15 protein-coding genes are annotated in these 13,541 nt (G+C 51.7%); 8 read left to right on the plus strand and 7 right to left on the minus strand.

Annotated elements, in window-relative coordinates:
• Nucleotides 1–161 precede the first annotated feature (161 nt).
• Complete coding sequence (locus BLV48_RS18245; RefSeq protein WP_091828211.1) at nt 162–848, minus strand: DUF4336 domain-containing protein; 687 nt, start codon at nt 846–848, stop codon at nt 162–164.
• 273 nt (nt 849–1,121) lie between these two features.
• Between BLV48_RS18245 and BLV48_RS18250 the strand changes: the two genes are divergently transcribed.
• The 8 genes from BLV48_RS18250 (at nt 1,122) to BLV48_RS18285 (ending at nt 10,238) form a co-directional block, all read left to right on the plus strand.
• A complete protein-coding gene (locus tag BLV48_RS18250) occupies nt 1,122–1,844 on the plus strand; it encodes a UTRA domain-containing protein (RefSeq protein WP_091828212.1) in 723 nt (240 codons plus the stop codon).
• Between the two features lie 108 nt (nt 1,845–1,952).
• Complete coding sequence (locus BLV48_RS18255) at nt 1,953–3,185, plus strand: NAD(P)/FAD-dependent oxidoreductase (protein ID WP_091828213.1); 1,233 nt, start codon at nt 1,953–1,955, stop codon at nt 3,183–3,185.
• Nucleotides 3,186–3,306: 121 nt separating this feature from the next.
• Nucleotides 3,307–4,329 (plus strand): putative 2-aminoethylphosphonate ABC transporter substrate-binding protein, encoded by a 1,023-nt coding sequence (locus tag BLV48_RS18260; protein ID WP_091828214.1) that lies wholly within the window; start codon nt 3,307–3,309, stop codon nt 4,327–4,329.
• A 60-nt stretch (nt 4,330–4,389) separates the two neighbouring features.
• Nucleotides 4,390–5,559, plus strand: coding sequence for a putative 2-aminoethylphosphonate ABC transporter ATP-binding protein (locus BLV48_RS18265; protein WP_091828215.1), 1,170 nt, complete (start codon nt 4,390–4,392; stop codon nt 5,557–5,559).
• The gene (locus BLV48_RS18270) at nt 5,559–7,253 is read left to right on the plus strand and encodes a putative 2-aminoethylphosphonate ABC transporter permease subunit (RefSeq protein WP_091828216.1); all 1,695 of its coding nucleotides are present in this window, start codon (nt 5,559–5,561) and stop codon (nt 7,251–7,253) included. The genes BLV48_RS18265 and BLV48_RS18270 overlap by 1 nt, the downstream gene beginning before the upstream one ends.
• 90 nt (nt 7,254–7,343) lie before the next feature.
• Complete coding sequence (locus tag BLV48_RS18275; RefSeq protein ID WP_091828217.1) at nt 7,344–8,489, plus strand: 2-aminoethylphosphonate--pyruvate transaminase; 1,146 nt, start codon at nt 7,344–7,346, stop codon at nt 8,487–8,489.
• 28 nt (nt 8,490–8,517) lie between these two features.
• On the plus strand, nt 8,518–9,357 hold the full coding sequence (phnX, locus tag BLV48_RS18280) for a phosphonoacetaldehyde hydrolase (RefSeq protein ID WP_091828218.1): 840 nt from the start codon (nt 8,518–8,520) through the stop codon (nt 9,355–9,357).
• Nucleotides 9,354–10,238 (plus strand): EamA family transporter, encoded by an 885-nt coding sequence (locus BLV48_RS18285; protein WP_091828219.1) that lies wholly within the window; start codon nt 9,354–9,356, stop codon nt 10,236–10,238. The genes phnX and BLV48_RS18285 overlap by 4 nt, the downstream gene beginning before the upstream one ends.
• Nucleotides 10,239–10,470: 232 nt before the next feature.
• Here the strand turns inward: BLV48_RS18285 and BLV48_RS18290 are convergent, their stop codons facing one another.
• The 6 genes from BLV48_RS18290 to BLV48_RS18315 all read right to left on the minus strand — a co-directional run.
• On the minus strand, nt 10,471–10,857 hold the full coding sequence (locus BLV48_RS18290) for a carboxymuconolactone decarboxylase family protein (protein WP_091828220.1): 387 nt from the start codon (nt 10,855–10,857) through the stop codon (nt 10,471–10,473).
• Nucleotides 10,858–10,910: 53 nt separating this feature from the next.
• Complete coding sequence (locus BLV48_RS18295) at nt 10,911–11,270, minus strand: MerR family transcriptional regulator (RefSeq protein ID WP_091828221.1); 360 nt, start codon at nt 11,268–11,270, stop codon at nt 10,911–10,913.
• 116 nt (nt 11,271–11,386) lie between these two features.
• Nucleotides 11,387–11,848 carry a DUF805 domain-containing protein gene (locus BLV48_RS18300; protein WP_175527736.1) on the minus strand — a complete coding sequence of 154 codons (462 nt, stop codon included), beginning with the start codon at nt 11,846–11,848 and terminating at the stop codon, nt 11,387–11,389.
• Nucleotides 11,849–12,257: 409 nt separating this feature from the next.
• Nucleotides 12,258–12,752, minus strand: coding sequence for a hypothetical protein (locus BLV48_RS18305; protein ID WP_139253979.1), 495 nt, complete (start codon nt 12,750–12,752; stop codon nt 12,258–12,260).
• A gap of 146 nt (nt 12,753–12,898) precedes the next feature.
• Entirely contained in the window at nt 12,899–13,138 is a 240-nt protein-coding gene (locus BLV48_RS19265; protein ID WP_217633062.1) for a hypothetical protein, read from the minus strand.
• A 63-nt stretch (nt 13,139–13,201) separates the two neighbouring features.
• A partial coding sequence (locus BLV48_RS18315; protein WP_139253909.1) for an integrase core domain-containing protein occupies nt 13,202–13,541 on the minus strand: 340 nt, incomplete at its 5' end.

A 13,541-nucleotide genomic window follows, 5' to 3' on the forward strand; every position in this document is an offset into this window, starting at 1 on the left:
CAATAAACAGCGCCCTCATGGCAGTATCGGAAATCTACCGCCGGTGTCTCGAATACCGAAGCTGCGTGAACAACGTGTTTAGTATTCACAGCTAGCGGTGATGCCTATAACTGGTGCCAATGAAAACTCAGCGGTATTGGCGTGATTTTCTCAAAGGCTTCTCATATCAACCATTTGAATGACTGTTGTAAGAATTTGTCTGCATTTTCAGTGACGATTTCACCGTGCGCCATAACCAATATTTGCGGTTTCCAAGACAGCATCCTATTGAGGTGCTTCCGTGCATCCGCCTTACCAAGCATGAAGCTTAGACGCCAATCCAAAGGCATCTTTCCATTAGGGGCGAGTATACCAACACCTTTAGCCACCACCCGTTGGAAGCGGTTAAAGTCTTGGCCAGAAAAGTTCTCAATTAGATCAGTAAGAATTAACGTACTTGAACTGTTATGGTAAAACACACATTCTTCCATTAATGGAGACCCAGAGAACAGTTCTTGCTCAATATCTGGGTTCCAAGCATAGCTTTTCGAGTTATTGAGTGAGGCATGAAAAGAGATATCGCTACGCTTTTTGATCACCTCGCGTGTGCCATAGACTTCTGCGTTTGGATAGGCTGCAATCCATGCAGATAAGAACAAATGATGTAAATGATTGGGGGCAATTAAATATTTAACACAGCCCAAACTTTCAATTTGCTCTGTAATTGATTCAGATAATTTGATTGGACTATGAACCCATAGATCTCCACTGGAGAGTCTGACAACCGTCATTCGAGTGGAAAAAGGCAACCCTAAGAACTGAACGGGTTCACCATCAAATATCCATATATCATGCGCTAATTTTTTCATGTTTATCTGCAATCCTTTTGGTTCATAACGAATGTAGAGCTACATCTTGTTACGAGTGATATTCCATAACGAGTTCAGGATGTCCAGTGTGCTCATCGATTTGCTCTTCAAGCGCGGTAGATCCGTGTTTCTCAAGCGTTCGAATCCGCTCGTTCTCGCTCAAAGCCTTTGGCTTCATAGCCACCATCTATCCTCAAGCTTCGCGCCGCAACTGATGGTAATCTAATCGTCATACTCACTTGTTGGAATACTGGCTTTTATCGAGAAGAAATAATGTCGCGATTTGATTACCCAGTGTACCTTCAGCTTCGTGATCAGTTATGGTCCTGGATTGAAGCTGAGAAGCTCAGTAGCCAACAACGGCTCCCCTCCGAACGGGAACTCTCTGAGCGCTTCCACACCACGCGCGTCACAATTCGTCAGGCGCTGTCACAGCTTGAAGCGGAAGGTTTGATTTTCAGGTCCAACCGTCGTGGCTGGTACATCACCCCCGAGCGCCTTCGCTATGACCCCAGCCGAGATGTGGGTTTTAATCGATATGTGACAGAACAGGGGTTCAAACCGCGTACTGAAACCCTTTTCAAGCAGCTGACCGAGGTGTCTCCCTGGCTGAGCGAGGCCAGTGGTCTTGAAGTCGGAGCGCCGGTGTATCACGTATTCCGTCGCCGTTATGTAGATGAACGCGGGTTGCTGGTTGAGCACAACTATATTAATCCTGCCCATTGCCCGGGCTTGCTGGGTGAAAGTACCGATCTGTCGATATGGCAGATGCTGCGTGACAAATATGACCTGAGACCTGAGCACCGTGACATTGAGATATACCCGCTTGCCCTGAAGGGGCTTGAAGCGGACTCCTTGAGCGTCAATCCAGGTGCTGCAGGGTTGTACATTCAACGTCTAAGTTTTGATCAGCGTGGCGAGTTTCTGGAACTGGACCGGGAATACTGGCTGCACGATGCGTTGAAAATCTCGGTACGCATTGGCGATCGTCACTGACCGCAGCCGAGGCTGTGGTGCAAAGCAAATCTGATGAAACATTTCTGTCACCGACATGTCATGATGTAGCTCGATAATCTGGTCTATACCAGATTAAGGTTGAGCAATATGCATCATTCTTCTACAGACTTTCTCATTATCGGCGGTGGCATCCTTGGTGCTGCGACTGCCTGGGCACTTGCACAAAGGGTTCCTGCAGGCGCTCGCATTCGTCTGGTTGAAGCCGGGATGGTTTCAACTGCCACGACGAGTCAGGCGGCTGCACTGCTTACCAGAGTTCGTCCTGATCCAGCCATGGCGGCTATGGTTGCTCAAACCTTTGCAGCCATTGATGAATTAAATTCTGTACTCGATGAGCCCCTGCCACTGCGTCAGGTGGGTAGCCTGCATCTGGCGACTGATGAAACGGGACGTGATTATCTTCAGCAAACAGCCAACACAGCACGTCAGTTAGGTCTGGCATCCGACCGTCTTTCTGCTGACCAGATCCGCTCCTTATCACCATGGCTGGAGCCAGGAAGTGACGGGACTGCACTGTTTGTTGCCGAGGACGGTTACATGGACCCCGTTCAACTGGCACAAGGCTATCTCACAGCAGCTCGACGGCTTGGCGTTGAGGTCATACAAAACTGCCGTGTTGAACGATTACTGGTTGAACAAGGCCGCGCGGTTGGTGTTGAGACACCAAAAGGCCAAACGCACGCTGAAACAATCATTTGTTGTGCCGGTCCCTGGTCAGCTGCACTGCTGGCACAGTACGGCATTTCAATGGCAATGGCGCCCGTTCGCAGCCACTACTGGATCAGCGAAGCGAATCCGAAACTCTTCCCCGTCAATAGCCCTATGGTGATCCTGCCGGATATTAATGCCTATGCACGTCCGGAAGTCGGTGGTTTGTTGTTCGGCCTGCGTGATAAGCAGGCTGTCTACGGTGACGCGTCAAACTTGCCGGAAGACATTCATGGCTATCTGTTCAACTGTGATCCTGATGGTTGGGACTGCCTTGAAGCTGGCTACAGTTCGCTTTCTGGAGTTTTTCCCGCATTGGAACAGGTGGGCATTGCGCACTATATCAGTGGCATTTCCAGCTACACCCCGGATGGCAAACCCTTGCTTGGCACTACAGAGTTGCCGGGGCTCCTGGTGGCAAGTGGCTGCTCTGGAGGTGGCATTGCTTTGTCTGGTGGTATTGGCCGCATGCTGGCAGAAATTGCCCTTGGAAGAGATCCTTTTACTGATGTGAAGCCCTTCAGGGTTGATCGGTTTGGCCAGGTTGACTCATTCAGTGAAGCTTTTCGTATTCAATGTGCCCTGGCACGCAGTCAAAAAATATCCGGTTAAACAACATGCAATATTATCTTCATTTTTTTGCAACAGAATGCTGTGAAACTTCATCTGGTATATACCAGAGGTATTGCAATCTGGATCTCAACGCTTGTTTAACGGATATAAGGATCTCGCTATGACGCTTAACCTGAAAAAGACCCTGTTGGCGGCGGCTGTCGCCTTAGCGGCCACGTCGGTCAACGCGGCCACTGAGTTGACCGTGTATACCGCCCTGGAAGCAGACCAGCTCAAGTCCTACACCAAAGGATTTGAAACGGCCAACCCCGATGTCAAGATCCGTTGGGTACGTGACTCAACCGGCATCATCACCGCGCGCTTGCTGGCGGAAAAAGAAAATCCTCAGGCCGATGCCATTCTGGGCGTTGCCGCCACAAGCCTGTTGGTATTGAAAGATCATCAGATGCTTCAGCCCTATAAACCAAAGGGTGTTGAAGCATTGAGTGAACAGTTCGTAGACAAGGATGCAACCCCCTCTTGGGTGGGCATGGACGCCTGGGTTGCTTCAATCTGCTACAACCGCATCGAGGCCGAGAAACATGGCCTGCCATTACCGACAAGCTGGAAAGACCTGACAAAGCCGGTGTATCAGGGCCATGTAGTCATGCCGAACCCCAACTCTTCCGGAACAGGCTATCTGGATGTCACCAGCTGGTTGCAGACCTTTGGTGAAGAGCAGGGGTGGGCATTCATGGACGACCTGCATCAGAACATCGACCGCTATACACACTCTGGCTCAAAACCCTGCAAGATGGCTGCTTCCGGTGAAACGCCTATCGGCATTTCCTTTGCCTACCGTGGTGCCAAGCTGATCAGCCAAGGGGCTCCTGTTGATCTTGCATTCCCGTCCGAGGGGCTGGGTTGGGACATGGAAGCGGCCGCCATCGTTAAAGGCACCAAAAACCTGGACGCGGCCCAGAAATTAATGGATTGGGCTGTTACACGTGATGCCAACACGCTCTACAACGACAACTTTGCAGTTGTTGCCATGCCGGGCGTTGCTAAGCCAGTAGAAAATTATCCTGCGGATATCGCCGATCGCATGATCGATAACGACTTTGAATGGGCTGCGCTAAACCGTGAGCGCATTCTCAAAGAGTGGCAGCGTCGTTACGACGGCAAGAGCGAAGCTAAAAACTGATCAGCTGCGCCACCTCGGAGGGCTGAGATTCAGCCCTCACAGTTTTGATGGAGATAGAGCATGAAGACCACACCCGCTTACCTGCAGATTCAGCACCTGCGCAAGTCCTTTGGCAGCTTCACTGCGTTGGATGATATTTCCCTGGAAATCAACGAGGGTGAGTTCATCTGCTTCCTGGGGCCCTCCGGCTGTGGCAAAACCACACTGTTGAGAGCCATTGCCGGTCTGGAGCAGCAGGAACAGGGCCGTATTGTGCAGGCTGGATGCGATGTTTCAACTTTGCCTCCGCAGCAGCGTGATTTCGGTATTGTGTTTCAGTCCTATGCTCTTTTTCCGAACCTGACCGTGAACGAGAACATTGCTTACGGCCTGGCCAACATGAAGATACCCCGCCGTGAGCGGGAACAAAGAGTCCAGTTGTTGCTGGATCAGATTCACCTGCCTGATATTGGCAACAAGTTTCCGGGTCAGCTTTCAGGTGGTCAGCAGCAACGGGTGGCACTGGCACGTGCGCTGGCGACCGAACCTGGTTTGCTGTTGTTGGATGAACCACTGTCTGCGCTGGATGCGCGCGTGCGCCTGCATCTGCGAAATGAGATCTGCAGTCTGCAGCGCAAGCTGGGCATTACCACGATCATGGTGACCCATGACCAGGATGAAGCGCTGACCATGGCCGATCGCATCGTGGTGATGGATCACGGCCGCATCGCACAGATTGGCACCCCGGAAGACATTTACCTCCAGCCAGCCACTGAATTTGTTGCTCGCTTTGTCGGTAGCATGAACCTGCTGCCGGCTCGTGTGCTCGGCCACAACCAGCTGATGCTGGGACACAAGGATGTACAGGTGCCTCTAATTCTACCGCCCTGTGACGAAGGCACGCTGGGCTTCCGTCCCGAGAGCGTGCAGCTGCATGCCACTCCCTGGGGGCTGGACCGCAATGAGCAGTTCGTGTTCCAGGCTCGGCTGGACCACATTCACTTCATGGGCGCATTCGTACGACTTGAGATGAGCTTTGATATTGGGTTGCCGCAGATCCATGTAGACCTGCCGGTGGAGCAGCTGCATAGCCTGAACCCGGCGGTAGGTGCATCGTACTGGTTGAGTGTGCCGGCGGCGGCGCTCAAATTCTACCCGCAAGAAGGCCAAGGCCAAATCCCCGTCACAAAAGTGGGGTGCAGCGATAGCAGGGACCTGGGTGTCGCGGCCATGCAGGTGGCTGGAGCCTGATGATGTCCGCGATCCCGAGTCTGGCCACCAAGCGCGGCTTTGATACCGAAATCTGGGTGCAACGCACTATCGTTGTAGGCGGTGTGGTGTTTCTGTTGCTGGCGCTTTTGTTCCCGTTGCTGACTATGCTGGTCAAAAGCTTGCAAAACAGGGCCGGCGAGTTCATCGGCCTAAGCAATTTCACTGCGTATTTCAGTAATCCGGCGCTGACCGAATCCATTCTGAATTCGCTCAATATCGCTGTCTGGACCACGTTGATCGTGGTTTCTACCGCCTTTGTCTTTGCCTACGCCCTTACCCGCAGCGGAATGGTGGGCAAAAAGGGTTTCCGTCTGTTGACGATGCTGCCTCTGTTTGCGCCATCGCTTCTGCCGGCATTGAGTATGATCTACCTGTTCGGCAATCAGGGCACTCTCAGGAACTGGCTGCCGGTGGACAGTATCTACGGCCCAGTAGGTATCATCATGGGGCTGAGCTTCTGGGCGTTTCCGCATGCTCTGATGATCCTTATCACCGCCTTCAGCAACAGCGATGCACGTCTATACGAAGCAGCCAAGTCGATGAAAACACCGCCCTGGCGCGTGTTCCTGACCGTAACCCTGCCGTCGGTGCGCTACGGCTTGATCAACACCATCTTTGTGATTTTCACCCTGACCATCACCGATTTCGGTGTCGCCAAGGTGATTGGTGGGCAGTACAACGTACTGGCGACGGATATCTACAAACAGGTAGTAGGGCAGCAGAACTTTCAGATGGGTGCGGTGGTCAGCGTGATTCTGTTACTGCCGGCACTGGTGTCCTTTGTCGTTGAACGTCGGGTGCAGCGACACCAATCATCGCAGCTTTCAGCCAGAGCCATACCGCTGCAGCCCAACAGATCGATGCTGCGTGACCTTCTACTGACGTTGTTTTGTTTTGTCGTGTGCGGCTTTCTTCTGTTGGTGGTGGGTATGGCAGTGTACGCCTCCTTCATCACATTTTGGCCGTACAACATGGGGTTGTCGCTCAAGAATTACAATTTTGACATGATGGACGGAGGCGGCTGGGCGTCCTACTTCAACTCGGTACAGATGTCTGCCTGGACGGCATTAATTGGTACTGCGGTAGTCTTCCTCGTGGCGTACATGAGCGAGAAGATCAAGCCGATGCCAACTGCGCGTAAATTTTTACAACTGCTGGCCATGCTGCCGATGGCAGTGCCAGGCATCGTACTGGGGTTGTCGTATATCTTCTTCTTCAACCAACCAAACAATCCGCTGAACCTGATGTACGGCACCATGGCGATTCTGGTCCTGAATACATTGGTACATTTCTACACAGTATGTCATCTGACCGCTGTAACCAGCCTGAAGCAGATCGACAATGAATTCGAGGCGGTTTCAGCTTCGTTGAAAGTTCCCTTTTATACCACTCTGCGCCGAGTAACCCTGCCTTTGGCACTGCCTGCGGTGCTTGATATCTCCGTTTACCTGTTCGTCAACGCCATGACCACGGTTTCGGCCGTCATCTTCCTCTACTCCGCAGAAACCACGCTGGCCTCTGTAGCGGTAATGCATATGGATGAGGTAGGGGACACAGCACCGGCTGCAGCCATGGCTGTCTTGCTGATGTTGACATCGCTGGTGGCAAAAGGGCTTCACTGGCTGATCAGCCATAGCATTCTGCAACGCACTCAGCGCTGGCGACAGCGCTGATGCAGGCGGGTACCTGAGGGGTGCCCTGAATAGAAAAGGAGCAATTTTTTTTGCTCAAAAACACTGGTATAGACCAGAAAGAGAGAGATCATGAAAACAGAACAGCCTTATCTGCTGACTCCCGGTCCCATCAATACAACCCTCAGCGTTAAACAGGCAATGCTGCAAGATTGGGGCTCATGGGATGGTGACTTCCGTGCCATGACTGCCCGGCTGTGCCAGCAGTTGGTTGCCCTGATCGACGGTGAAGACAGCCACGTTTGCGTACCGATGCAGGGCTCCGGCACCTTTGCCGTTGAAGCAACGCTTGCGACATTGGTACCAAAAGATGGCAAGTTATTGATCCTCATGAACGGTGCCTACGGTCAGCGTATGGGCAAGATCATGAATTACTTGGGTCGTGACTATGTTGCTCTGGATAAGGGTGACTATGAGCCACCTCGTGGTGAAGAAGTGGAAGCGATACTGGCCGCTGATCCTGCAATCACTCACGTTGCCCTGGTTCATTGCGAAACCAGCTCCGGCATTCTCAACCCGGTGGAAGAGATCGCCGAAGCAGTAGCACGTCAGGGACGACGCCTGATCATCGATTCAATGAGCGCCTTTGGTGCTGTAGCAATCAGTGCCAAAACCGTTCAATTCGATGCACTGATCTCTTCTGCCAACAAATGCTTCGAAGGTGTGCCCGGCTTCGGTTTTAGCCTGGTCCGCCAGAGTGCGCTGGACGCTTCCAAAGGTAACGCACACTCTTTGAGTCTGGACTTGCTGGATCAGTGGCAGTACTTGGCCAAAACCGGCCAGTGGCGCTACACCCCGCCCACCCACGTGGTAGCAGCATTCCTGCAGGCGCTGAAGGAGCACGCAGCGGAAGGGGGGATCGTCGGTCGTCATGCGCGCTATCAGCGCAACCAGCAGCGTCTGGTCGCCGGCATGCGCCGCATGGGATTTGAAACCCTGCTCAGCGATGTGTGGCTGTCCCCGATCATCATCACCTTCTTTTCGCCGGGCCACTCGAACTTCGATTTCCAGGCCTTCTACGATCGTATGAAAGCCCGCGGTTTCATCATCTATCCGGGAAAGTTAACCGAAGCTGACAGCTTCCGCTTGGGCTGTATCGGCCAGCTGCATGATGTGCAGATCGATGCTGTCCTCACTGCTGTTGCCGCCGTGCTGGACGAGCTGCAGATACCGAACGGCGCGCCCATCCATGCTCTTAACGCGGCGGCAACCGCTTGACCCAACTGAATTCAACGGAGAAATTGTTATGACTGCACCGATTTACCAGTTTGAACGCCGTTACACAGGCCCAATTGAAGCCGTGATCATGGACTGGGCGGGCACCACCGTGGATTTTGGTTCCATGGCGCCGATCCGCGCTTTTCAACGTTTATTTGCCGATGAAGGTGTGCCGATCAGCGAAGCTGAAGCGCGCGGCCCCATGGGCACCGAAAAGCGTGAACATATCCGCCAGCTGTGTACTCATCCCCGTATTCGTGATGCATGGAAAGACGTGAAAGGAGAGTACCCGGGTGAAGCCGATATTGACCGCTTGTATGACGACTTCGTACCTCTGCAGATTGATGCCATTGCACAAACTGCCGAGCTTATCCCAGGCCTGACCGAGGCGCTGGATTGGATGCGTGCCAATGAAATCCGCATCGGTGCCAACACCGGGTATGCGGGCAGCATGATTGAAGGCCTGGTGGCCCGAGCTGCCGAGCAGGGCTACACCCCGGACAGCAATGTTTGCGCCACGGAAGTGCCCAAGGGGCGTCCCTATCCGCATATGAGCCTGAAAAATGCCATGGATCTGGGCGTACAGCACCTCTGTGCCTGCGTAAAAATCGATGACACTCTCACCGGTATCGAAGAAGGCTTGAACGCGGGTATGTGGACCATCGGCGTCGCTGTTAGCGGCAACGAAGTGGGCATGAGCCTGGACGCCTGGCAGGCATTGGGAGAAGTGGAGCAGGACACCCGTCGCGCGGTGGCCTACAAGCGCATGATCGGCAGTGGCGCTCATTATGTCATCGACAGCATTGCCGATGTCATTCCCTGCCTGGAAGAGATCGCGGCACGACTGGCGATGGGCGAGAAACCGTGACACCTGCCGCTATCGGATTGATCCTGGTTTCGGCTCTGCTGCATGCGGGTTGGAACCTGATCGGCAAGCGCACTGCTCAGACGGTGCGTTTTTATGCTTGGGCCATGGGGCTGGGCATGTTGATTTTCAGTCCACTACTGCTGCGCGTCTGGCCGGAAGTAACTGCGTTGCCGTCTGCTTTCTGGTGGCTGCTGCTGGCCTCAGGTCTTTGCCAGACCCTCTACCTGACTGGTCTGGCCAAAGCCTACAGACACGGCAACCTGAATATCGTCTACCCACTGGCGCGGGCGCTGCCGGTATTGATCGTGCCGGCAGTGGTGCTGATTACATATGGCCAAAGTCAACTCCAGGCGACGGATCTGATCGGCATGTGCCTGATCATACTGGGTTCGTTGGCACTGCCATTGGTGTGTTGGCGTGAGTGGCACTGGCGCGACTACAGGACCCCGGCTATCGCTTGGGTACTTTTGGCGGCGTGCGCCACGGCCGGATACTCGGTGCTCGACAGTGCCGCCATTCAGCTTATGAAGCAGCAGGGGATGGATGCTTTTGCCGCTGGCAGCAGTTTTGTCGTATTACAGGCAGCAGCCTGTCTGATATGGATGTTGCCACTGGTGCGATGGGGCTTTGGCGAGTCACTGAGGGTCGTGCCGGACTTCGGCTGGACGCTATTGGCGGGCAGCTTCATTATCGGCACCTATCTGCTGATATTGGTCAGCATGTCGATGGTGAGCGAAGTCAGCTATGTGGTGGCACTACGTCAGGTGAGTATTCCCCTGGGTGTGCTGATCGGCGTGATCTGGCTACGTGAGCCCGTCAGCTTGCCTAGGTTGCAGGGACTTGTGGTGATGGTGGCAGGCCTGTTCCTCGTTTCACTTTGAGCAATCAGAAGCTAATCACGCAAGCGCTGAGAATCGAAACGGTACCACCCACGTGGTGCCGTCTCGAATAGTATGATCTCATCTTCCGACAAGTCATCATGACCGGCCTTGAGCGTAATTAAGGCACAAGGAAATTCGCTCCAATGATAATCCGGGATGCGACATGCCCAGAACACCATATGTTGGTCCGAGACGGACAAAAGCACCCGGTTTGGCTGTGTGACGCCGCTTGCTATGCCTTTATCAATCCTCGTTCAATAAAGACATCTTTAGCTACAAACATGCCATTCAATGCTGCTGGAAAACCAGCATAAACGGCCATCTGTAATATTATTTCGATGATCTCCTCCGGAGAGCAACCGACATTCAACGCGCCATTTATATGTACATTCAGCTGTGGAGCACAATGACCGATAGCAGTAAGTGCTGCGACAGTGCCTATTTCTCTGGACTTCAAATCCAATTGCGGACGTTGATAAATGTCTCCGAATGGAAACTCAATAGTGTATCGGGCCAGATCAGGGCAAATGCTCTGAAGGCTTTCAATCACATTCTGACCTGCATTTCCGTCAATCTCTGCGAGTTTGCTTAAACCAATGTCATATCTAGTTGTAGTCATGTCTTATGCCTCTATTTGATTAAACAAAACAAGGCTACAAGTTAGAGTTAACTCTAAGTCAAGGATTTATTTTCGTCGTAATAATGTATTTTTGCGTCAAGAGCTTGCAAATGTTCCAATTCGCTTTCAATCCGATGTTTCAGGGCATCTCTATGTTTTTGTAATAACAGCCGTCGCTGTTCGAAAGTTTCTTCACCCAGAGCACGCAAATTACTATATTCCAGGATTTGCTCTAAGGGCATGCCTGTTGCCTTAAGGCGATTAATGAACTTTGCCCATTCGACATCAGCAGTGGTGTAGATACGATGACCACTGCTGTTCCGAGAAATATTGGAAAGCAAGCCTATTTTCTCGTAATACCGTAGGGTATGAGGGGAAAGCTGGGTTAAATCTGAAAATCTGGAGATGTTCACCGTTTTATCCTGAAGGTATAACGCCTGAACTAGATTGAGGTGTCCACTGAACCGTGGGAACTACACAGAAATTTAAAGCAGCTTGTCCACAGGTACTATGGTACTCGGCGGATTAGCTAGAGCGTCATGCCGGCCATCAATAAGGGTGCGCTGCTGAACAGCAGGTTGATGAGGGTAATCCAGTGCCAAATCAGCAATATCAATGGCAACAAGGCAGGGATGAGTAGCCACCTGGGGCTTTTTGGTGGTGCCTTACCGAAGCGGTTATCGTCCCGGTCGCCGGGCACTGTTGCCAGAATCAGGTAAATAAAGGGAGCTGCGGGAGGAATAAGGTAAATGAGCGACCAGAAGCCACTGGCACCGGCGTCACGATAACGTTGAGCGACCATTTTGAGAGCGACCAGGTTGAATACCACAACCGAGGCAACGGTGAAGGTCAGAAGACTGGAGGCCTCGGGCGTGGCCAGAAGTGCCCAGAGTGTCAGAGGAGCGAAGGCAAGCAGGTGCCAGAGGTTGAGATACGCCATGAAGCGCAAACGGCTGAGCCGTCCGAAGCCCAGAACAAGTTCCTTTTTCATAAAATATCCTTCAAATGGAGGCTGGCGCTTATGATAGATAGTGATTGAAAGTCGAGGCAAGCCCCAGGTGTTGAGCGGAGCTAAAAAAAATTGTGTGCTAGAAGCAGAGATATATTTGTGCATCGCCGATGCCCGTGCTGATGAACTCGATCGCTAGGCACGCAAACTGAAGACCTTGAGCAACATGCTTCGGCACGTTGCAGAATGCCCCGCGCCTTCACATCTGGAGTGTTTCAAATTTCAGAAGTTGCTGCGAGCTGCTTGTCCCACTGAAGCGGCCAGGGACGTGTTGCGCCAAGCTGTCATTGGGAGTGACGTCTGACGCTCCACTTCATGGCAGAGCCATCACGTGAACCAAGCATCACACGATACATAGAGCAGCTAATGGGCGTCAATTTTGAGCGCTGTGTTAGAAGTTGCATACACCTTTGCCACCATTATGTATTGAAGCCTTTTTAAATAGCTCAACATTATGCTGCTGATCTGATGTAAGGTTTTTGTAGTATTTCTTGTAAACTTCTGGATAACGACCCTCAAAAGCAACAAGGTTATGCCTTAAATAGCTTGGAGCATCAGCATCTAAACAGGCTTTACTCGCGAGTTTTAGGTAGATGCTGCCAACCGTTTCTGGGTATTCACTGGCGAGAGAGTCAATTAGATGTATATAAATATACCCATCATAGAGTTCACTAAATGAATTTGGCTGAAATATATCCATAAATAACCTAAAAGACCTGGGGAAACTTTCAAAGTAACGTTTCTTTGCGTCAGCCGAGTTTGGATTGTCGAATACCTGAAGCGCCAGTTCATGAACCTGCTTTGATAATGGAGACAATCCCTCAAGTGATTTCTCGCGTAGCATTTGATGGTAGGTCTTTGTCACTTCTTTGCCGTTATCGAACATAGACACCTCCCCATCATACGGATTGGCGAATGCGGCTCCTGAAATGAGTAGTAAGAATATGATTAACCTGTATCTCATGATTTTATGCTTCTAACGTCCAGCCCGGTGATTTTTACTGGACATACGTACTGCTGACTATTATACATTTATTCACCTATCGCTTTGGACACTGTACCCGCAATGCTCATATGGGAACGAACTGACATGATAAAAACAAGCTTCTCTCGAAGAATTTCTGATTGAAGCCCCTCAGAACGTCCTTGATCTTTAGCTTTCAATTCAGCTGATTCCAGGTCTGACTTCAGCCTGGGATAATCTTCTCGAACAAACTGAAAAAAAGACTTACAAGAATTTATTTCCAGCGCTTTCCTTTTCGTTAGTTTCATGTCAGTAACACACTCAATGGCCATCATACGATACTTAGATGCTTTAGTGTCTAGCTGTGAATACTAAACACGTTGTTCACGCAGCTTCGGTATTCGAGACACCGGCGGTAGATTTCCGATACTGCCATGAGGGCGCTGTTTATTGTAGTGGTTGATCCAATCTGTCAGCGCCCATGTCCTTGATATGTCGTTTGCATAGGGCATCGCATACGCCCATTCCCGGATCATTGTCTGTATAAAACGCTCCGCCTTGCCGTTCGTTCTGGGCGTGTATGGGCGCGTGTACACATGCTTGATCCCTTCCCGTTGTAAAACTGCATTGAACCGACGGGAACGATAAGCAGGGCCGTTATCGGTCATCAGGCGTTTTACCTCCACACCTATTCCGCGGTAGGCCGCCAGA

This window comes from Marinobacterium iners DSM 11526 (assembly GCF_900107855.1).
Classification (GTDB): Bacteria; Pseudomonadota; Gammaproteobacteria; order Pseudomonadales; family Balneatricaceae; genus Marinobacterium; species Marinobacterium iners.